Source organism: Nocardia yamanashiensis (assembly GCF_021183565.1).
In the GTDB taxonomy this organism is placed as follows: domain Bacteria; phylum Actinomycetota; class Actinomycetes; order Mycobacteriales; family Mycobacteriaceae; genus Nocardia; species Nocardia yamanashiensis.
The window spans coordinates 4092940-4111922 of sequence record NZ_CP089226.1 but is presented as its reverse complement, the minus strand read 5'-3'; the positions used below and the strand labels follow the sequence as shown (position 1 = coordinate 4111922).

At 68.5% G+C, this 18983-nt stretch carries 23 protein-coding genes; 17 read left to right on the top strand and 6 right to left on the bottom strand.

Annotation, left to right across the window (positions count from 1 at the left end):
- Positions 1–52: 52 nt before the first annotated feature.
- Positions 53–454, top strand: a complete 402-nt coding sequence (locus tag LTV02_RS19545) for a nitroreductase/quinone reductase family protein (protein WP_233041328.1) — start codon at positions 53–55, stop codon at positions 452–454.
- 7 nt (positions 455–461) lie between these two features.
- On the opposite strand, the gene LTV02_RS19540 is transcribed toward LTV02_RS19545, so the two are convergent.
- Complete coding sequence (locus tag LTV02_RS19540; RefSeq protein ID WP_233041327.1) at positions 462–1070, bottom strand: hypothetical protein; 609 nt, start codon at positions 1068–1070, stop codon at positions 462–464.
- Positions 1071–1208: 138 nt separating this feature from the next.
- Between LTV02_RS19540 and LTV02_RS19535 the strand changes: the two genes are divergently transcribed.
- The 7 genes from LTV02_RS19535 to LTV02_RS19505 all read left to right on the top strand — a co-directional run bounded on the left by LTV02_RS19535 (position 1209) and on the right by LTV02_RS19505 (position 4220).
- Positions 1209–1403, top strand: a complete 195-nt coding sequence (locus tag LTV02_RS19535; RefSeq protein ID WP_067715895.1) for a hypothetical protein — start codon at positions 1209–1211, stop codon at positions 1401–1403.
- A gap of 64 nt (positions 1404–1467) precedes the next feature.
- Positions 1468–1692 (top strand): hypothetical protein, encoded by a 225-nt coding sequence (locus tag LTV02_RS19530; protein WP_233041326.1) that lies wholly within the window; start codon positions 1468–1470, stop codon positions 1690–1692.
- 93 nt (positions 1693–1785) lie between these two features.
- The gene (locus tag LTV02_RS19525) at positions 1786–2130 is read left to right on the top strand and encodes a hypothetical protein (protein ID WP_233041325.1); all 345 of its coding nucleotides are present in this window, start codon (positions 1786–1788) and stop codon (positions 2128–2130) included.
- A 34-nt stretch (positions 2131–2164) separates the two neighbouring features.
- Positions 2165–2611: a hypothetical protein gene (locus tag LTV02_RS19520; protein WP_233041324.1), complete on the top strand. Its 447-nt coding sequence runs from the start codon at positions 2165–2167 to the stop codon at positions 2609–2611.
- A gap of 148 nt (positions 2612–2759) precedes the next feature.
- Positions 2760–3449 (top strand): hypothetical protein, encoded by a 690-nt coding sequence (locus LTV02_RS19515; protein ID WP_233041323.1) that lies wholly within the window; start codon positions 2760–2762, stop codon positions 3447–3449.
- Positions 3386–3694: a hypothetical protein gene (locus tag LTV02_RS19510; protein WP_233041322.1), complete on the top strand. Its 309-nt coding sequence runs from the start codon at positions 3386–3388 to the stop codon at positions 3692–3694. Before LTV02_RS19515 ends, LTV02_RS19510 begins: the two co-directional genes overlap by 64 nt.
- A gap of 43 nt (positions 3695–3737) precedes the next feature.
- Positions 3738–4220, top strand: a complete 483-nt coding sequence (locus tag LTV02_RS19505; RefSeq protein ID WP_233041321.1) for a DUF3237 domain-containing protein — start codon at positions 3738–3740, stop codon at positions 4218–4220.
- Positions 4221–4223: 3 nt separating this feature from the next.
- Here LTV02_RS19505 and LTV02_RS19500 read toward each other — a convergent pair whose 3' ends face one another.
- Entirely contained in the window at positions 4224–4850 is a 627-nt protein-coding gene (locus tag LTV02_RS19500) for a TetR/AcrR family transcriptional regulator (protein ID WP_233041320.1), read from the bottom strand.
- A 158-nt stretch (positions 4851–5008) separates the two neighbouring features.
- Here LTV02_RS19500 and LTV02_RS19495 point away from each other — a divergent pair, with 158 nt between their 5' ends.
- The 4 genes from LTV02_RS19495 (at position 5009) to LTV02_RS19480 (ending at position 9188) form a co-directional block, all read left to right on the top strand.
- A complete protein-coding gene (locus LTV02_RS19495) occupies positions 5009–6340 on the top strand; it encodes an MFS transporter (RefSeq protein ID WP_233041319.1) in 1332 nt (443 codons plus the stop codon).
- 104 nt (positions 6341–6444) lie between these two features.
- Positions 6445–7101 (top strand): VC0807 family protein, encoded by a 657-nt coding sequence (locus tag LTV02_RS19490; RefSeq protein ID WP_233041318.1) that lies wholly within the window; start codon positions 6445–6447, stop codon positions 7099–7101.
- A 141-nt stretch (positions 7102–7242) separates the two neighbouring features.
- The gene (locus LTV02_RS19485; RefSeq protein ID WP_233041317.1) at positions 7243–7734 is read left to right on the top strand and encodes a VOC family protein; all 492 of its coding nucleotides are present in this window, start codon (positions 7243–7245) and stop codon (positions 7732–7734) included.
- A complete protein-coding gene (locus tag LTV02_RS19480; RefSeq protein WP_233041316.1) occupies positions 7731–9188 on the top strand; it encodes an FAD-binding protein in 1458 nt (485 codons plus the stop codon). Before LTV02_RS19485 ends, LTV02_RS19480 begins: the two co-directional genes overlap by 4 nt.
- Here the strand turns inward: LTV02_RS19480 and LTV02_RS19475 are convergent.
- Positions 9122–9970 carry a DUF4132 domain-containing protein gene (locus tag LTV02_RS19475; RefSeq protein WP_233041315.1) on the bottom strand — a complete coding sequence of 283 codons (849 nt, stop codon included), beginning with the start codon at positions 9968–9970 and terminating at the stop codon, positions 9122–9124. The genes LTV02_RS19480 and LTV02_RS19475 overlap by 67 nt on opposite strands.
- A 151-nt stretch (positions 9971–10121) precedes the next feature.
- Here LTV02_RS19475 and LTV02_RS19470 point away from each other — a divergent pair, with 151 nt between their 5' ends.
- Positions 10122–12215, top strand: a complete 2094-nt coding sequence (locus LTV02_RS19470) for a prolyl oligopeptidase family serine peptidase (RefSeq protein WP_233041314.1) — start codon at positions 10122–10124, stop codon at positions 12213–12215.
- Here LTV02_RS19470 and LTV02_RS19465 read toward each other — a convergent pair.
- Together LTV02_RS19465 and LTV02_RS19460 are read right to left on the bottom strand one after the other, a co-directional pair.
- On the bottom strand, positions 12212–12841 hold the full coding sequence (locus tag LTV02_RS19465) for a TetR/AcrR family transcriptional regulator (protein ID WP_233041313.1): 630 nt from the start codon (positions 12839–12841) through the stop codon (positions 12212–12214). The two genes, LTV02_RS19470 and LTV02_RS19465, sit on opposite strands and share 4 nt — an antisense overlap.
- Positions 12842–12944: 103 nt before the next feature.
- Positions 12945–13553, bottom strand: a complete 609-nt coding sequence (locus LTV02_RS19460; RefSeq protein WP_067715863.1) for a TetR/AcrR family transcriptional regulator — start codon at positions 13551–13553, stop codon at positions 12945–12947.
- Positions 13554–13631: 78 nt separating this feature from the next.
- On the opposite strand from LTV02_RS19460, the gene LTV02_RS19455 reads away from it, so the two are divergent.
- The 4 genes from LTV02_RS19455 to LTV02_RS19440 all read left to right on the top strand — a co-directional run bounded on the left by LTV02_RS19455 (position 13632) and on the right by LTV02_RS19440 (position 17382).
- Positions 13632–14918, top strand: a complete 1287-nt coding sequence (locus tag LTV02_RS19455; RefSeq protein WP_233041312.1) for a YhgE/Pip domain-containing protein — start codon at positions 13632–13634, stop codon at positions 14916–14918.
- Positions 14919–15044: 126 nt separating this feature from the next.
- Positions 15045–15731, top strand: a complete 687-nt coding sequence (locus LTV02_RS19450) for a GAF and ANTAR domain-containing protein (protein ID WP_233041311.1) — start codon at positions 15045–15047, stop codon at positions 15729–15731.
- Positions 15732–15846: 115 nt separating this feature from the next.
- The gene (locus LTV02_RS19445; RefSeq protein ID WP_233041310.1) at positions 15847–16557 is read left to right on the top strand and encodes a GAF and ANTAR domain-containing protein; all 711 of its coding nucleotides are present in this window, start codon (positions 15847–15849) and stop codon (positions 16555–16557) included.
- Positions 16558–16707: 150 nt separating this feature from the next.
- Complete coding sequence (locus tag LTV02_RS19440; protein WP_233041309.1) at positions 16708–17382, top strand: sigma-70 family RNA polymerase sigma factor; 675 nt, start codon at positions 16708–16710, stop codon at positions 17380–17382.
- On the opposite strand, the gene LTV02_RS19435 is transcribed toward LTV02_RS19440, so the two are convergent.
- Entirely contained in the window at positions 17374–18924 is a 1551-nt protein-coding gene (locus LTV02_RS19435) for an MFS transporter (protein ID WP_233041308.1), read from the bottom strand. The two genes, LTV02_RS19440 and LTV02_RS19435, sit on opposite strands and share 9 nt — an antisense overlap.
- Positions 18925–18983: the final 59 nt, after the last annotated feature.

Below are 18983 nucleotides of genomic sequence, written 5' to 3'. Positions count from 1 at the left end.
ATTCATCGGTGCTCGTGTGGGTTCGCGGCGGACGGGCACATAGCATCGGCGGATGTCGTACGAGGAGACGCAGCGGGTGAATCGCGAGATCATCGCGGAGTTCCGTGGCAATGGCGGGAAGCTCGGCGGGCCGTTCGCGAATATCGATGTGTTGCTGCTGACCACCGGAGCGCGGACGGTGCCGCTCGGGTATGCGCGCGACGGTGAGCGTTTGATCGTGTTCGCCGGTGACGACGGCCGCGAGCGGGGACCGAACTGGTACCACGACCTGATGGCCGACCCGCGGGCCGAAGTGGAGGTCGGGAGCGATTCGTGGTCGGTGCGCGCGACGGAGGCCACCGGCGAGGAGCGAAACCGGATCTGGGACGGTCAGATCCAGCGGTGGGGGTTCCTGAAGGATCTGCAGGCCAAGGTGTCCTGGGATTTTCCGGTGCTGATTCTCACCGCGGTGTAGGACTGGTTCAGCCGGTGACGGGTGCGGCGAGATAGCCCTCGGCCGCGCCCGCAGCGGCGCCGACCGCCGCGCCTATCGCGGCGAAAGGTGCTGCGACCATGGCGTATCCGAGTGCGGCGCCGGCCGCCGGGACGACCACCAGACCGACCGGGGCGAACGGTATCCCGGCCACCACACCGGACACCGCGCCCACGAGCGCACCGGTGACCGCGATGGGAGCGGCCGCCGCAGCGCCGATGGCGGCCCCGACGGTCGCGTCGGTCAGGATGGCGGCGGCGATGAGATCGGCCCGTTCGGGCGACAGCCCGGTGGCCTCGAGCGTGTGCGCCAGCACGGATCGCGCATCGGTGGCCGCGGCATTGAGCTGCTGGGCCTGCTCCGACGTGATCCAATCCGGCCGGGCGGTTTGCAGATTGCCGATGCGGATCACGTTCTCCGTGGCGGCGGTGGGGGATTCGGGTGTCACGCCTTCGGAATCCGCCGGCAGCGCGGACTCGGCGGTAATGCTTTCCGCCACGGCCGGAGTGGCCGCGAGCAGGGAGAACGACAGGGCACCGCCGAGCAGCAGGGCCGCGGTGCGTTGACGGGGTGAGCGGGCGGGCGGATGTATGCCCATAGGGAACCTCATTCCGGTACATCGATGCCTACGCCCCGACATTCGAAGCCGCCGCCCCTCCGGATATCCCCTATTTTCGGGGGCTTCCGCAATCGCCTTCCACCCCATATCGCGCCGGAACGTGGGTATCACCCGAATATGTTCGCCATCGTCGCCGCGGTTTTGTTCGCACTCGCCCTCCTCCTCGAACTCGTCGACCGCACCACCACCGCCGTCGAGCCGCTCGTCATCGCCGGATTGCTCGGCCTGGCCCTGCATCTGGCCGGTTTCAGCTCCCGTATCCCCAAAGGGGGCCAATGGCGGTCGCGCGCCAAGTGGGGACGCCGCTACTGACGAAGTGGGATGATGGCGGGGGAACGTACGTGCGGGGGGAATCATGTCGGCGCAGCACAATTCGATGCCGAGGCCCGGCCGCGGCCTCCTCGTCCCGCTCGTGGCCGCATTGGCCGGTGCCATCCTCGGCGCGGCAGTTGTCGGCGCCGGTCGCCGCGAGAACGATCCGGATTCTCCCGCGGGCAATGACTTCTGGTCGTTCAAGTGGCCTTGGTCGTGGTCCTGGAAGTGGTCCTGGGAGTGGAACATCGTGATCGGCGCGGGCCGCTGCGAGCACGCCGAAACCTGACCCTGCCACCCGCCGTCAGGGCCGCTGACGGTGCGTTGCTTCGGGCGGTGGACCGTGCCAGCCTGGTTGCAGAGCGGAACCGAGGAGGATGTTGTGAGGCACGACGCCGGAGTGGAGGGGGTGGCGGCGCTGGCGGTCAGCGTCGAGTTCGCGGCGGGCGGGCGCGGGGAAGTCGGGGTGCGATGGGCGGCGGCCACGGCTTCGGGCGTGCGGAAGAAGTTCGAATGCGCGCGAATCTTCCTGGTGCCGTTGGGAGATGAAGCGGAGCGGGTGTATCTCGGGATCATCGACGGCCGTTCGTCGGCGTCGATGGTGGTACCCGATGGACTCCGTGCGGGGGAGTACGCCGTCGAGGTCGACGCCTACGAGAGCGCCAGCTGGGGAGACGGTCGCTTGGACGCGCGAGGACGCAGTGAGTTCATCACGATCGGGGCGTAAGCAGGCCGGATGGGCGGTGCTCGCGGTCGTTACGGTGGCGGTCGCGGGTGTGCTCGCGGTGCTGTGGGGTCGGGACGGGACATCCGAAGGCGCCGGCGGTTCCAGCGTCGCGCGGCCGCAGGACACGACGCCGATGGCGGGAACCTGGGCGGTGCCGAAAGCCTTTCTGGGGGAATGGAAAGGCGTGGCCGGGAACTCGGCGGACAGGTACGAGATCGTGCTGGTCGTCAAGTCGGGGAAGAACGGTGAGGAAGTCGCGAGCACGACATTCGGGACGGAAAGCGCCGGGCTGCGCTGCGAGCGGATCGAACGGCTCGTGGTGGCCGAGGAGCACGAATTGACCTTCGCGGCAAGGAATGTCGGCGGAGCCCGATGCGGAGCGGATGGGGGTACCTCGACCGTTGTCCTGACGGCGGACGGCGCGATGGAGTATCGAGCGCAGGTGAATGGGGAGATAACCGGGACCTTGCGCAAGGCGTGATGGGACAGGTCGGACCCACCGAGGTGTAGGGAGTTGGTCGTCTCACTCGGGAGAGTGATTCGGGGACAGTACTTCTCGGTGATGCGACGTTGAGCTTTGCGGAGTGAGCATCGGGTCGGAGTGATGCCGATTCGAAGGGTGCTTTCCGATGCAGCGTTTCGCGGTGGGGGTCATCGCCGTACTGGCTTCTGCGGGGCTGTGGTGGGTGGGGTGGGGCTTGCATCCGGTGCCGGGTGTCGCTGTGCTGGCGGCATTGCCGGTGTTGCTGCTCGCGCCCAGGACCGATGCGTGCTGGGCGTTCGTCGCGGCATTCTCGGCGCTGCTGATCGGGGAATTGCGATGGTGGCCGTATTTCGTCGACACGCTGGAGCAGCCGCAGGCGGTGACCGTGCTGCTGCTGGCCGGTTCGGCGGCGGTGTTCGGTGCGGCCGTGCTCGTGGGGCGGGCATTGCTAGTGCGCGGGCGGACCGGGCTTGCGGCAGTGGCGGTTCCGGCGGTGTGGGTGAGCTTCGAATACCTGCTGGCGATGATGGGCCCGTTCGGGGCGTGGTGGAGTGTGGCCTACACCCAGGCCGGCGTGCTGCCGGTGGTGCGGATGGCCGCGCTGACCGGGGTATGGGGGATCAGCTTCGCGGTGCTGCTGGGATCCTCGGTGATCGCCGCGCTCGCAGCGCCGGGAGTGACTGCGAGAACGCGCGCCGCGGAGCGACTCTGCTGCTGGTGCCGGCACTCGACTTCACCGACGACGCGTGGCTGCACAGCCGGATGGCGGTCGTGCGCGGCATCGAATCCGGGGTCGCGGTGGCGCGAGCGCCGCAACTCGGGGAACTGGTGCTGAGCGATGCCGGCGGCGAGATCCTCGCTTCTGCGCGTACGGACATCACGGTCACGCGGTCGGTGGTGGCGACGGTGCCGCTGTCCGGCGAGCGCACCCCGTACGCCCGGTTCGGTGACTGGTTCGCCTGGTTGTCGCTGGCATTGAGCGCTGTCGCCCTGCTGTTCGCGACGCGACGACGACCGGCGGACAGCGGGGTTCGCGAATCCACCGAAGGCGATCGACAATACATACGGCCGACCGTATAGTTCGAAGAGTCGGCGATTGCCGGCGGTTCGAAGGGAGACGAACATGGACGCGCGCATCAAGGACGTCGGGGAACTCGAGACTCGGCTGCTCTACGACGTGGCGATCGATTTGGAAGAACCGCTGAAATTCGGCGCCGGACCGATCGGGAAACGGGTCCTGTACCGCGCGGCGGGCGGCACGTTCGAAGGCCCCAAGCTGCGCGGGGAAGTCGTTCCGGGCGGCGGGGATTGGGTGCTGTACCGTGCGGACGGCGGCGTCGACATCGATGTCCGGCTGACCTTGCGCACCGAGGAGGGCGACCTCATCTATGTGAGTTACGGCGGCCGCTGGATGGTGCCGGAGGAAGCCCGCGACGATCTCGCCGCCACCCGGCACCTGGTGGACCCGTCACGGTACTACTTCCGCATCGCCCCGCTGTTCGAGACCGGATCGCGAAACTACGCCTGGCTCAACGGCATCCAGGCCATCGGCAAGGGCTATCTGATCGAAGGCGGCGTGGCGTACCGCGTATCCGAGGTGCTCTGACCCTCACCCCCGCGCCACGCCGGACGGCGTGAGCAGGCCGTCGAGCAGTCGGCGCACCCGGCCCACGCTGTCCGGATCACCCAGGCGCAGTGCGATATTGGTGGCATTCAGCACGGCATCGATCTGGAATGCCACCAGATCCGGGTCCAGCGGCGCGATCTCGCCGTTGTTCACCGCCCGCATCAACTGCGTGGCCAGCAGATCCAGCCACTGCTGGCGGGTTTCGCGCAATGCATCGCGCACCGGCCCGGGCCGGCTGTCGAACTCGGCGAGATTGGCCGACCAGAAACAGCCGCCGGGGAACAACGGCGTGGCGGCGTAGTCGATCCAATTGTCGAGCAGCGCCCGCAGCCGATCCCCACCGGCGGCGGACGCCAGCGCGGGCCGGATGACGGCATCGACGAACACCACGCGCGCCTCTTCGACCGTCGCCAGCTGCAATTGCTCCTTGGTCCGGAACAACGTCTGGATGCCGGCTTTGCTGATGCTCAATTCCTCGGCGAGCCGCCCGAAGCTGAGCCCGTACAGCCCTTCTGACGAGGCGATATCCACCGCGCGCCGGGTAACCGCCTTGCGGGAGCGCGCGCCCCGGAGCAGGCGGCGATCCCCGGACTCCCGTACTGCATCCATACGGTCGATCGTATGCCAGTCGGCGCGGTCCGGGGTTGCGAGTGCTCATCGAAATCCGGCGGCGGCGTGTCAGGACCGTCGCCCACCGGCCGCTCCAGGTAGGTTCGCCACGTTTGCTGCATATTCGCGAGTCCGGGGTCGGGGGCTAGGAGGGCGAGATGAGCACGGTAATCGACGACGCGCCGTTCACGGCCTTCCACAAGCGGCTGGCCGTCGCCTGCTCCGGCGGCCCACTGCTGGACGGCTACATCCTGAGCATTGTCGGCACCGCGCTCATCGGCATGAAACCCGAGCTGGACCTGAGCACCGGCGAAGTCCAATTGATCGGCGCCGCAGCGCTTATCGGCATGTTCGTCGGCGGCGCCCTGTTCGGCGTGATCACCGACAGGGTCGGCCGCGAGGTCATGTACACCGCCGACCTGGTGGTCATGGCACTCTGCTCGATCCTGTCGTTCTGGGTCGAGAGCACCTGGCTCATCGTGGTGCTGCGCTTCGTGCTCGGCATGGCGGTGGCCGCCGACTATCCGATCGCCACTTCATTGCTGGGTGAATGGCTTCCGCTCAAAATGCGCGGCAGGCTGCTCGGCTTCCAGATCGTGGCCTGGTACGCGGGCTCGGTCCTCGCCTATCTGGTCGGCTACCTCTTCCTGACTTTCGGCGGCAATGGCAGCTGGCGCTGGCAGCTGGCGAGTTCGGCGGTGCTGTGCGCGTTCTTCCTGATGGTCCGCCAGGGCTCGGCCAAGGAATCCCCGCGCTGGCTCGCGCAACACGGGCGCGCCGCCGAATCGGCCGCCATGGTGAAACGGTTCCTGCACGTCGAGGTGGCCCCGCGCGACATGCTGGAAACCGGTGAGACCCCGGACAATCACGGCTCCATCCGCGAACTGTTCGCCCCCGAATACCGCAAGCGCACCGTCTTCTGCTGCGGCTTCTTCCTGTGTCAGGTCGCGGTGCTGTTCGCCATGCTCACCTTCGGTCCGGAGATCCTGGCCGCCTTCGGAATGCCCTCCGGCACTTGGATGGACACCCTCGGCACCGCCCTGATCAGCTCGGTCTTCCTGATCGGCTGCCTGCCCGCCATGCGGCTCATCGACACCGTCGGCCGCCGCCCCGTCATCATCTGGTGTTTCGGCCTGATGATCCTGCCGGTGCTGTTCATCGGCATCTGGCCGAGCATGCCCGCCGTCCTCGCCTTCACCATGCTGTGCCTGTACGCGTTCTTCTGCGGCGGCCCGAACGTGCTGGACTGGACGTATCCGAACGAGTTGTTCCCCACCCACATCCGGGCCACCGCGGTCGGTTTCGCCACCTCCATCAGCCGGGTCGGCGCGGCGCTGGGCACCTATCTGCTGCCGTGGTCGCTGACGCACTACGGCATGGGGCCGACCTTCCTGGCCGCCGCCGCGCTCACCGCGGTCGGCCTCGGCATCTGTATCTGGGGTGCGCCGGAGACCAAGGGCGTCTCGCTGGAGTCCGCCGCGCAGGCATGACAACTGTCATGCCGGAGTGGTGATGGTTGGCAGATCTGCGCGGGCATCGGCGCTCGTAGATTCAATTCCTGTAAGCACCAGCCGATTACAGGGGAGCAGCCGAGATGACCGCCACCGAAACCACCGTGACCACCGCGCCGGCCGAGCGGCAGCGCCCGGAGATGTCCAAGATGCTGGCGCCGATCGCCCGCGACGTGCTGGTGCCGATGGCCGCCTACTACGCCCTGCACGCGCTCGGCTACTCGGATTTCGTGGCGCTGCTGGCCGGCGCGGTGGTATCGGCGATCATCGTCGTGGCCGGGGTGGTGCGGGCCCGCAGCTTCGATCTGTTCGCGGGAATCGTGCTGGGCGGCTTCGCGATCGGCCTGGTCGCCTCGCTGATCAGCGGTGACGCCCGGCTGATCATCGTGCGGGATTCGTTCGGCACCGCGGCGGTGGGCACGGCCTTCCTGATCGCGACCCTGCTGGGCAAGCCGCTCACCTACCACGCGGTGCGCAAGGCGCTGGCCGGCACCGCGCGGGCCGCGCAGATCCAGCGGGACTACGAGGGCAATGCGATGGTGCGCCGCACCCACACCCGGCTGTCGGTGATGTGGGCGGTCGGCCTGATCGCCGAGGCCGCGGTGCGGGTCGTGCTGGCCTACCAGCTCCCGATCTCGACCATGGCCTGGCTGTCCACCGTCCTGATGGCGGGCACGGTCACGGTGCTGACGGTCGTCACCATTCGCACCGCCAAGTCGATGCGCAGCACCCTGGAGTGAGCGCGCGAGTCCCAGCGGCCCGGTCCTTCACGGACCGGGCCGCTGTCGTATGCGCCGGTCCGGCCGCTGTCCGGCACGCGGGCTTGACGAATTAAGCGAATGTGATTAACTGCGGGTGATGGTTCGGCGAGCGGAGCAACGATGAAGGTGGCCGAAGGGCCCGTCACCCAGATCGCCTGGGTGGTCACGGATATAGCGCGCGGCGAGGAATTCCTGACCGCGACCCTGGGCGCGGGCAAATGGACGCGTATGCCGGACGTGCATTTCGCGCCCGCGAACTGCGTCTATCGCGGCGTGCCCGCCGACTTCACCGCGCACATCTCGCTGGCTTACAGCGGTGACACGCAGCTCGAATTGATCCAGCCGGTGCGCGGGACCTCCATCTACAGCGAATTCCTGGAGCACGGCGGGCCCGGCCTGCATCACGTGTGCGTGGAACCCGACGACTTCGACGCCGCCCTGAAAACGGCTGCGGCGCAGGGCCTCGAGGTGCTGCAGCAGGGCGATATGGGCGGGCAGATGCGCTTCGCCTACCTCGACGGCGCGGCGGCGGGCATGCCGTATCTCGAGCTGGCCGAGATCGGCAGCAATATGCGAATGTTCTTCGAACAGATCAAGAAGGGTGCGTTGTGAGCACACAGCTGCCGGAAGTCCTTGCCGCGGAGTCCATCGCCGAATGGGGCGACGAATTCGACGTGGTGGTGGCCGGATTCGGGATCGCGGGCGGTTGCGCCGCGGTGGAAGCGGCGGCGCGCGGCGCCCGGGTACTGGTGCTGGAACGCGCCGCGGTGGCCGGCGGCACCACCGCGCTGGCGGGCGGGCATTTCTATCTCGGCGGCGGCACCGCGGTCCAGCAGGCCACGGGGCAGGCGGATTCCGCGGACGAGATGTATCGCTACCTGATGGCGGTGTCGCGCGATCCGGAACCGGAGAAGATCCGCGCCTACTGCGACGGCAGCGTCGAGCATTTCGACTGGCTGGAGGGCCTCGGCTTCGAGTTCGAACGCAGCTACTTCCCCGAGAAGGCGGTGATCCAGCCAGGCACCGAAGGGCTGATGTACACCGGCAACGAGAAGGTCTGGCCGTATCGCGACCAGGCCGTGCCGGCGCCGCGCGGGCACAAGGTGCCGGTGCCCGGCGAGACCCAGGGCGCGGCCATGGTGATCGAACTGCTGGTCAAGCGGGCGGCGGCGCTCGGCGTCGAGATCCGCTACGAGACCGGCGTGACCAACCTGGTCACCGATCCCGACGGCGCGGTGGTCGGCGTGGCCTGGCGCAAGCCCGGCGAAACCGGTGCGGTGCGGGCGAAATCGGTGGTGCTGGCGGCCGGTGGGTTCGTCATGAACGCCGAGATGGTGGCGGCCAATGTGCCGTGGCTGAGCGAGAAGCCGTTCGTGCTCGGCACCACCTATGACGACGGCATGGGCATCCGGCTGGGCGTGTCGGCGGGCGCGGACACCCGCAATATGGATCAGGCGTTCGTGACCGCGCCGGTGTATCCCCCCTCACGGTTGCTCACCGGAATCGTGGTGAACCGCAATGGTGAGCGGTTCGTCGCCGAGGATTCCTACCACTCCCGGACTTCGGCCTTCGTGCTCGAACAGCCCGGTGCGGCAGCGTATCTCATCGTCGACTCCGAGCACATGGAACGACCGGCGTTCCCGCTGGCGCCGTTCATCGACGGCTGGGAGACCGTGGAGGAGATGGCGGAGGGGCTCGGAATCCCTTATGCGGCCTTGAAATCCACCCTGGACAGCTACAACGAGCATGCGGCGCGCGGCGAGGACCCGGACTTCCACAAGGGCGCGGAATGGCTGGAGCCGCAGGACCGGGGCCCGTGGGGAGCGTTCGACCTCACCCTCGGCAAGGCGCTCTACGCCGGTTTCACCCTGGGCGGCCTGCGCACCTCCGCTGACGGAGAAGTGCTGCGGGACAACGGTTCCCCCATTCCCGGCCTGTACGCGGCCGGAGCCACCGCGGCCACCCTGGCCCAGGACGGCAAGGGCTATGCCAGCGGCACTCAGCTCGGCGCGGGATCGTTCTTCGGCCGCCGCGCGGGCGCCAATGCCGCGGGCCGCGCCAGCTGACGCAGCAATTCGGAGGCGGTGACCGCGTCGAGCGCACCGAACTCACCGCCTTCGATGGTCACCGCCACGATCCGCTGCTCCTCCGCCTCGTACCGGTAACCGCCCCGAATCCCCGGATCGAGCCCGACCCGCACCCGCCGCCGCACCCCGACCGGCAGCGAGATCGCGTCATGCCCGAGCTCCCACCCCTGCCGCTGCATGGTGTACAGCCGCCCGGTCGGTATCCGCCGATTCTCGAAGCGGCGCAACCGATCCGCCTTGGTCTCCGCCGCGGTGAACCGGTGGACCTCGCGATGCAGCTGCTCGAACGGCTGCCGCACGCCGAGCTCGCCGAAAACCCGCCGCCACCGGCGTAGCGACTCACCGAGATGCAATGGGTGCGCCACACCCACCAGCGCATCCTCCCGAAGCTCGAAGCACTCGCCGCGCACGTCCACGAGCTCGCCGGATCCGGCCTCCACCCGGAAGCTCCCGGCCGCCACGACAATCTCGGAATTCGCGGCATTCGTCCGAGGCGTACCGCCCGGCCTCGCTGCAGTTGTCCGGACCGTCGCTCCGGTGCTCGCCGCGGTTGCATTCGTGCCAGCGGCTGCTGCCGCCCAGGCCGCGTCCTCGGCGGATTCGTCCGTCGTGTTCGTATCGGTGAAGGTTGCCCACACCAGCTCGCGTGCGAGTGCGGCGAGGTTGGGATCGTTCAGGACGAGGGTGTGGAACGCGGTGGGGCGCCAGCGCCGGCCGGTCACCATGGCTGTTTCGAGGCGTCGCGCTGGTTCGGACTTCATCGCACGTCACCGGGGGTCATGCCTTGATCTTGCCTTCCGGCACCGACAAATTCGTCGGACCCCCGAGGTAGTGTTCTCGGCAGCGTGGAGAGCCGCATGATCATCGGACGGGGGCGTCATGGGTCGGGCCGGGCAGGGGATCGGTCGAGGGTTGCGGGTTTGGGTCGCCGGGGTGGTGGTGATGGTGACGGCGGCGTGTGGGGGGTCGAATGCCGCCGGAGACCCGTTCCAATGGCTGGAGGAACTGGACAGTCCCAGGGTGCAGGAGTGGGTGGCGAAGGAGAACGCACGCACGCTCGGTGTGCTGGAGCAGGATTCGCGATACGGGGGCAATCTGGCCGAGGCGGTGGCGCAGGGGAGCGCGCCGGACCGGTTGCCGATGCCCGAGTTCCGGGACGGGATGATCGGGAACTTCTGGCAGGACGGTGCACATCCGCGCGGTATCTACCGGGAGGCGTCGGCGGCGGATTATCAAGCGGCGCAACCGCAGTGGAAGACCGTGCTGGATCTGGACGCGCTGGGCGCCGCGGAAGGCAAGAACTGGGTGTGGGAGGGCATCGACTGCGATCCCGTGCGGGGCTCGCACTGTCTGGTGTGGCTGTCCGAAGGCGGTGAGGACGCCGTCACCGTGCGCGAATTCGACCGGGCCGGTGGGAAATTCGTGCCGGGCGGATTCGAGCTGGGGCGCGGCAAGCAGTCCGTGGCCTGGGAGAATTCCGACACGCTGCTGGTCGCGCGGGAATGGGAGCCGGGTGAGAAGACCACCTCGGGCTACGCCTACGTCGTCAAACGCTGGCAGCGTGGGCAGCCGCTGGACCAGGCGGTCGAGGTCGCGCGCGGCGACAGCGCCGACGGCGGCGGTACCGCTCCGCTGGCCTTGACCGACGGGGCCGGTCGCCGGGTGAATCTGGTGGTCCGCGAATTGAATTCCAACGAGTCGGAATTCGAGATGCTGCGCTCGGGACGCGCTGTTCCCCTGGCCCTGCCGGCGAAGTCCGACGTGAAAGGCATGGTCGCCGACCGGGTGCTGGTGGCCTTGCGTCAGGACTGGACCGTGGACGGCGCCACCTTCCGCTCCGGTGCGCTGATCTCCCTCGACGCCGACGATCTGACCGGCGACCCAGCCCGGCCGCGCCCCACCCTGGTGTACGCGCCGGGCCCGCAGGAGACCGTGCGCAAGGTGCTCACCACCCGCGACTACGCCGTCGTCACTTCGCTTTACGACGTGCGCGGCCGCGCCACCGTCTACACCCCGGAAGCGAACGGCGGCTGGACGGCGCGGTCGGTCGTGCTCCCGGACAATGCGACCGTGAGCCCGGTGACCGCCGACCGGCTCGGCAATACCGCGTACCTCTCGGTGAGCTCACCGGTCGTCCCCGCCGCCCTCTGGTCCCTGGATGCCGCCAGCGCGCAGGCGCAACCGGTGAAAACCGCACCCGCACGGTTCGATTCGTCGCGCTTCGTGGTCGAGCAGCTCGAGACGACCTCGCCCGACGGCACCTCGGTGCCCTACTTCGTGGTGCGGGCCGCCGACCTGAAATTCGACGGCACCAACCCGACCATCCTGTACGCCTACGGCGGTTTCGGACTGGTGTCCACGCCCACCTACAACGGCCTGCTGGGCAAACTCTGGCTGGAGCGCGGCGGCGTCTACGTCATCGCCAATATCCGGGGCGGCGGCGAGTACGGTCCCGCCTGGCACGAGGCCGCGCTGAAAACCAACCGCCAGCGGGCCTTCGACGACTTCACCGCCGTCGCTGACGATCTCATCGCCCGCGGCGTCACCACGCCCCGGCACCTCGGCATCCAGGGCGGCTCCAATGGCGGTCTGCTCATGGGCGTGGAATTCACCCAGCACCCGGAGCTCTGGAACGCCGTCGACATCCAGATCCCGCTGCTCGACATGCTCCGCTACGAGCGCATCGCGGCGGGCGCGTCCTGGACCGGCGAATACGGCAGCGTCGCGAACCCCGCCGAACGCGCCTTCCTAGCATCCATTTCGCCGTACGCGCGCCTGAAAGCCGACGTGAAGTATCCGGAACCGTTCATCTGGACCTCCACCAAGGACGACCGGGTCGGCCCGCAGCACGCCCGCAAATTCGCGGCCCGACTAGCCGAGCTGGGTGACCCGTACCTGTTCTACGAGGCCACCCAGGGCGGTCACGCCGCGGGCTCGAATATCGACGAACGCGCCCGCACCGCCGCCCTCGAATACACCTACCTGCAACGGCAACTCATGAACTAGGACTGGACGATCAGCGAAACCGCCACCGGGACCAGCAGTTCCACCAGTTCCGACACCGGCGGCCGGGGTTCGGACAGCAGCCACTCGTGGGCGAGACCGTTGATCGCGCCGATCAGGGCGCTACCGGCGAGCTCGGGATTGCCGCGAATCCGCGCGCCGGGACCGGCCAGCGGTTCCAGCGCCAGCAGGATGATGGCGATCCACGAGTGCCGTCGCGCGCGCCGATGCTGTTCCATGCGCTCGCTGACCCCGACCACCTCGACGAAGGCGACCTTGGCCCGATACGGGTCGGCGCCGACCGAACCGAGGTAGCCGGACAGCGCGCGCGTCACCGTCACGACCGGATCGGGGGTGGGCCCGGAATCACGCAGGGCGGCGGCCAGCGCGGTCGCGGCCTGATCCTGAATATGGTCGTAGGCCGCGATGAGCACGTCCTCGCGGGTGTCGAACTCCTCGTAGAACTGCCGCTTGGACAGCCCGGCGGCGGCGCACACATCGGCCAGCGAGCAGTCGGCGTACCCGCGTTCGCCGAAGATGGCGATGGCGGCGTCGAGGAAACGTTGCCGCCGTTCGGCTTTGCGTTCGGTGACGGCGCGACCGCCGTACAGGCGGCCCTCGACGGTCACCACGCCCCCTCGGCTCGCCCACCGGGCCGGGAGGCGCCGCCCACGATCGTCACTGTCTGCCCTCGCACATCACGCACACCAAGGTATCGGGTCCGGGGGCCGTTCAGTTTCGCGGCCGCAACCCGTCGCGCATGTGGGTCACCGTCTCCTCGAAGATCTCGTCCGCCTCGCTCGCCGCGACCAGACCCGATCCCACGATGGAGGCCAGGCCCTGCAGCGCCGCCACCGCGGACAGGCAGATGCGGCGCGGATCGCCCGGCACCACCTCGCCGAGCTGCTGCGCCTCGGTGACCATGGTGATCGGCACCAGGAAGGCGCGGCTGGCGGCCTGTTCGATGGCCGGCACCGGTCTGCTCTTGCGGGCGAACATGAGCGCGAGCAGTTCCGGATTGTCCATGGCGAACCGCAGGTAGGCGCGGGCCATGCCGTGCAGGCGATCCAGGAAGGTCTCGGTGGCCGCGGCCTCTTCGAAGGCGTCGCGCAGCCGGTCGAAACCCGACACCACCAGCTCGTCCAGCAGCGCCTGCTTGTCCCGGAAATGCCGGCTGGGCGCGGCGTGGCTGACGCCGGTATCGCGGGCGAGCTGGCGCAGCGACAGACCGTCGACCCCGGCGCGCCGCAGTGTGGCCTCGGCGCGGCGCAGCAGTTCGGCCCGCAGATCCCCGTGATGGTAGGAGCGGACCCGCTCCACGGCTCGGTGCTTGATGGACATGGTGAGAGCAGGATATCGGACACACTCGGGATGTTGGCGTTGACTACTTTGTAGTCACTGCCTACATTTGCGAATGCTATGACGAAAAACAGTGTGCCGCTGCGCGGCTGGATCGGCCCGATGCTCGTGGTCACCTTGCTGGCCGCGCTCATGGGCGTCATGTACCTCGGTTACACCTCCGATCCGGAGAAGAACCTGCACGACTTCCCGGTCGCGCTGGTCAATCAGGACGACGGGGACGTCGTCGACGGCAAGGCCGTGAATATCGGCGATCAGATCTCCGAGGCGCTGACCTCGAAGGTGCCCGCCGACAAGATCGACCTGCGGCTCATCGGCATCAACGAGATGCACCGCGAACTGCAGAACGGCGAGATCTACGGCGCCATCGTCATCCCCAGCGACTTCTCCAAACGACTGTCCATCCTGGCGGCGGCCTCGGTGGTGCCCGGCGATGTGGAGCGGCCGGCCATCAGCGTGCACACCAATCCGCGCGCGGGCACCTACGCCTCGCAGATCGTGACCCGGGTCGGCGACCGGGCCCTCGCCCAGGTCAATGCCACCGTCGGCACCCAGCTCACCGATCAGGTCAAGGCCAAGCTGCCGGGCGCCGAGCTCAGCGGCGCGGCGCGACTGCAACTCGCCAAGCCCATCGACGTGACCATCAGCCCGTACCGGCCGCTCCCCGAAGGCACCGGGCAGGGCCTGTCGGCCTTCTTCTACACGCTCATCCTGCTGTTCTCGGGCTTCAGCGCGGCGCTCATCATCCACTCGATGGTCGACAACACCCTCGGCTACCTGCCCGCCGAGTACGGCCCCTGGTACAAGCACCTGACCGAGCCGATCGCCATCAGCCGGTGGCGGACACTGCTGGCGAAATGGGGGATCGCGGTGGTGACCGCGCCCATCATCTCGGGCGTGTTCCTCGGCATCGCCACCCTGCTGGACATGCCCATCGATCACGCGCTGCCGCTGTACCTCTACGGCACCCTGGCCATCGCCGCCGTATCGGTCACCGGGCTGTCGGTACTGGCCGCGTTCGGAACGCTGGGGCTGATCATCAATATGATCGTGTTCGTCATCCTCGGCCTGCCCTCGTCCTCGGGCACCATTCCGGTCGAGGCGACCCCGCGCTACATCGCGTTCCTGTCCCACTTCGAACCCATGCACCAGATCTATCTGGCGGTCCGCGCCATCCTGTTCTTCGACGGGCATCTGGAAGCGGGGCTCGGCACCGGGATCTGGATGACCATCCTGGGCCTGGGGCTCGGGGTCCTGCTGGGCGCGATCGCCACCCACACCTATGACCTGCGCGGGCTGTACCGGCTCGGGGTGCCGCACCGGTCCGCTCCGGCCGGATCGGCGTAGCGACATCTGAAATGCAGCTGCTCGCAGGGACTTTCGGCACTGTTCGTTGCCGAGCTGTGACGCCGATACTGGGCCCGGGCACCGAATAACACATCGCGAGGCGATGAGGGCGGGGCGGTACGTGCGATGGGAACGTCACAGTTCGACCAGCTGACCGGGCAGTTCCTGCGGGCGGTGCGGGATGCCGGCGGCGGGCTGGGCGCGGTGTGCGCGGCCTGCGTGCGGGTGCTGCCGGTGCGGGCCGCCGCCATCGTGCTGGAGGAACGCGACGCGGGCATGCAACCGTGGTGTGCCAGTGACGAATTCGCGGATCGAGTGGAGAGTGCGCAGGCGACGGCGGGGGAGGGACCGGCGGTATCGGCGGTGGCGCAAGGGACGCCGGTGCTGGTGGTCGGCCTCGCCGAGGACTGCGAACGCTGGCCCGGATTCGCCGAAGCGCTGGCCGATGCCCCCTTGCACGGGTCGATGCTGGCGGTGCCGTTGCGGCTGGGCACGATTCGGCTCGGCGCGGTGGATCTGTACCGGGATCGGGCTGGACGGCCGGGGCCGGGGTTCATGTCCGGGGCGCTGCACGTCGCCGATCTGGTGACGGCGAGCCTGGTGCTGGCGTCCGGGGAGGGGGCGCGGCAGTGGGCGCAGCCGCCGGCCAGCCGGTGGATCCATCAGGCGGCGGGGATGACCAGCGCGCAATTGGGGATCGATATCGCCGACGCTTACGCGCGGCTGCGCGGATACGCCTTCACGCACGGGCTTTCGCTGGTGCAGGTGGCGCGGCGGGTAGTGGACCGGGAGGTCCGGATCGAACCGGAATGAGCGCAACCGCGCCGCCGGAACGGTTGCCGGGGCATAACATGACCTGACGGTTAGTGCGGCACAGTGGACTTTCGTGGCGGACGCCCCCTGGGGTTCGCCGATGCGGGGTGATGGCGTGTCCGACAGTGAGTTGCTGGTGGCGGTATTGGCGAGATTCGCGCGGCTGCTACCGGCGGCGCACGAACTGCCGCGGATCCTGGACGAGTTGCTGCGCAGCGTGATCGATGTGCTGGAACCGGCGGGCGCGACGGTGGCGCTCGCCGAGCAATTGTGTCCCGGGCGGTCGGAACTCTTCGCCGCGCGGCCCGCCGATCTGCTGGAACTCGAAGTCTGCCAACGCGACAGTGCACGCGGGCCCGGGGCGGTGGCATTCGCCTGCGGGGCGCCGGTCACCGTCATCGATATCGGCGGCTACGACGATATGTGGCCGGAATTCACCAGTCTGGCACGGCGGCACCGGATCTCGTCGGTCGCGGCGGTGCCGCTGCGGGTGGACGATACCGAAGCCGGTGTGCTGAGCCTGTATTCGCGCGCCGGGCGGGCCTGGACCGGGCAGGATCTGTCCATCGCGGCGCTGCTCGCGGGGATGGCGACCGGTCACATCGTCACCGCCAATCTGGTGCAGCGGCATCGTGAGGTGACCGACCAGTTGCAACATGCGCTGTCCAGCCGGATCGTGGTCGAACAGGCCAAAGGCGTTATCGCGCACGCCAATCACACCACGCCCGACCTCGCCTTCGAGCTGATCCGCTCGCACGCCCGGCGCAACCGGGTCACGGTGCGCGCCGTGGCGCAGGGCATCGTCGAACTGGGACTGCGGATCTGACCCGCCGGCTGCGCCCGGTCCGGTAGCCTGGGCGATCGACGGAACCGAAAGCCCCTGTCCCCGGCCGGTTTCCGTGCGCTCCGCCCGCCCGTCCCTGTCCTCGACGGCTGGTTTCGGCAAGTTCCGCACCGATACCCGACTGGGGACCGCATGAATGTGTCACGAGCGCCACGGCAATCCAGCACCGCACCGCCGCGGCCCACCGGCCGCGGCGACTTCGGCTCCGACGGCGGCGTCACTTCCGCCGGGCGGCGGGCCGCGTTCACCGCCGCGGATGCCGATCGCGGAGTTTTCGATGATCTGGTGCGCCGCATCGGAACCGGCGACCGGGTCGCGTACGGGGAGCTCTATCGGCAGACCCGCAAGCTCGTCTACAACCGGGTGCACGGGATCGTGCGCGATCACGGGTACGCGGAGGAGACGTGTCACGAGGTGTATCTGCAGGTTTGGCGGAGCGCGCGCGGGTTCGATCCGCGGCGGGGGGCCGCGCTCACCTGGCTGACCACGCTCGCGCACCATCAAGCCGTGGATCGGGTGCGGCGTGAATGTACGGCGGCGGGGCACGAACATCGTTGGGGCGCATGCGACTATCGGGCGCCCGCCGATGTGGTGGCCGAGGAGATCGTGCGCCGGCACGAGGAGAGCGCCATTCGCCGGGGGCTGGCGGCGCTCACGCCGCGGCAGCGGGAATCGGTCATGCTGGCGTTCTACGGGGGTCTGACCTATCCGCAGATCGCGGCCCGGCTCGGGATCGGGCTGCCGACCGTGAAGGCCCGGATTCGGTCCGGGCTGGCGCAATTGCGGCTGGCGCTGGTCTCAGTGTGAGCTGGTGGCGGTGAAGCCGCGCGGGACCAGCACGACGGTGAGCACCGCGACCGCGCCGACCATGGCCGCGGAGATCCACGAGGTGGTGGCCAAGGCGGAATCGTAAGCGTGCTGGGCGGTTTCGAGTACGCGTGCGCCGGTCGCGCCGCCGATCTCGTGGGCGATATAGGCCGCGCCGCCGACCGAGCCGCGCGCGGTGTCGAGTTGATCGCCCCGCAATGGCAGATCGGTCATGTGCGAGACGAACAGGCGGCCGTGAATACTGCCCAGCAGCGCCACGCCCAGGCCGATGCCCAGTTCGTAATTGGTCTCTTCCACCGCGCCCGCCATCCCGGCGCGTTCGGCGGGCACCGCCGAGACGAGCACGGCCGCGGCGGTGGTGATGGCGATGCCGTCGCCGATGCCCAGGCACACCAGCACCAGGGCGACCAGTGGATACGTGGTGTCCGGAACGGCCGCCAGCAGCAGGAAGCCGAGGGCGAGCGCGCCCAGCGCGCAACCCATGAGGATCCGGACCCCGACATGACGCATGAGCCACGGCGTCGACAGCGAACCGAGCAGGGTGGCGATGGCGGCGGGCAGTGTGCGCAGACCGGCTTCCGACGGGGTGTAGCCGTGAATGTATTGCAGCCACAAGGAGATCAGGAACAGCGCCGCGCCGATGGCCAGCATGGCGAGCAGGGTCGCGAGGGCGGCCGCGGTGAAGGCGCGATTGCGGAACAGCCGGACATCCAGCAGCGGATCCGGCGACCGCGATTGGCGATAGGCGAACAGGCCGAGCAGGACGAACGCCGCGATCAGGATCAGCAGATCCACCGCGGCCGGTTCGCCCTTGGCCACATGCTTGATTCCCCAAGCCAGCGCGATGATCCCCAGCACCGACAGCACCGCGCTGAAATAGTCCAGCCGGCCCTCTTGCGGAGCCCGGAATTCCGGCAGCAGCCACAATCCGGCAACTACGGTGAGCACGACCACCGGCACGTTCAGCCAGAATGCCGCCGACCATCCGAAATGCTCGACCAGATGCCCGCCCACCAACGGTCCGATCGCCGCCCCCGCACCGGCCACCGAAGCCCAGATCCCGATGGCGAGGGTGCGCTCACGATCGTCGGTGAAGATATTGCGAATCAGCGAGAGGGTCGACGGCATCACCATCGCCCCGCCCACGCCCAGCAGCGCCCGCCCCGCGATCAACTGTGCCGGCACATGCGCCGTCGCCGCCACCACCGAAGCCAGCCCGAACAACACGAACCCGGCGATGAACAGCCGCTTCCGCCCATAGCGATCCCCGATGGCCCCGGTCGTGATGAGCAACCCACCCAGCACCAGCCCGTACAAATCCACAATCCACAGTTGCTCCATGGGACTGGGTTCCATGTCATCGATCAGCGAAGGCAACGCCACATTCAGAATCGTGGCGTCCATCGCGACCAGTAGCAGACTCGCGCACAACACCGCGAGCATGTACCACCGCCCAGCTGGTGCCCGCCCCGCACTCCCGACCCGCGCCTCGGACAACTCCCCGGGAGGAATCCCGCCCACGCCACCGCCTCCTCGCCCAGTGCAGCCGCTGAAATAGCAATATTCTGGCTAGCACGATA

Bases quoted from the DNA above. Each gene is read 5' to 3' on its own strand.
- LTV02_RS19475 (WP_233041315.1), bottom strand. From the start codon at position 9,970: ATGAAGTCCGAACCAGCGCGACGCCTCGAAACAGCCATGGTGACCGGC.
- LTV02_RS19460 (WP_067715863.1), bottom strand. From the start codon at position 13,553: ATGTCCATCAAGCACCGAGCCGTGGAGCGGGTCCGCTCCTACCATCAC.
- LTV02_RS19505 (WP_233041321.1), top strand. From the start codon at position 3,738: ATGGACGCGCGCATCAAGGACGTCGGGGAACTCGAGACTCGGCTGCTC.
- LTV02_RS19485 (WP_233041317.1), top strand. From the start codon at position 7,243: ATGAAGGTGGCCGAAGGGCCCGTCACCCAGATCGCCTGGGTGGTCACG.
- LTV02_RS19515 (WP_233041323.1), top strand. From the start codon at position 2,760: ATGCAGCGTTTCGCGGTGGGGGTCATCGCCGTACTGGCTTCTGCGGGG.
- LTV02_RS19500 (WP_233041320.1), bottom strand. From the start codon at position 4,850: ATGGATGCAGTACGGGAGTCCGGGGATCGCCGCCTGCTCCGGGGCGCG.
- LTV02_RS19450 (WP_233041311.1), top strand. From the start codon at position 15,045: ATGGGAACGTCACAGTTCGACCAGCTGACCGGGCAGTTCCTGCGGGCG.
- LTV02_RS19530 (WP_233041326.1), top strand. From the start codon at position 1,468: ATGCCGAGGCCCGGCCGCGGCCTCCTCGTCCCGCTCGTGGCCGCATTG.
- LTV02_RS19540 (WP_233041327.1), bottom strand. From the start codon at position 1,070: ATGGGCATACATCCGCCCGCCCGCTCACCCCGTCAACGCACCGCGGCC.
- LTV02_RS19440 (WP_233041309.1), top strand. From the start codon at position 16,708: ATGAATGTGTCACGAGCGCCACGGCAATCCAGCACCGCACCGCCGCGG.
- LTV02_RS19545 (WP_233041328.1), top strand. From the start codon at position 53: ATGTCGTACGAGGAGACGCAGCGGGTGAATCGCGAGATCATCGCGGAG.
- LTV02_RS19490 (WP_233041318.1), top strand. From the start codon at position 6,445: ATGACCGCCACCGAAACCACCGTGACCACCGCGCCGGCCGAGCGGCAG.
- LTV02_RS19455 (WP_233041312.1), top strand. From the start codon at position 13,632: ATGACGAAAAACAGTGTGCCGCTGCGCGGCTGGATCGGCCCGATGCTC.
- LTV02_RS19495 (WP_233041319.1), top strand. From the start codon at position 5,009: ATGAGCACGGTAATCGACGACGCGCCGTTCACGGCCTTCCACAAGCGG.
- LTV02_RS19535 (WP_067715895.1), top strand. From the start codon at position 1,209: ATGTTCGCCATCGTCGCCGCGGTTTTGTTCGCACTCGCCCTCCTCCTC.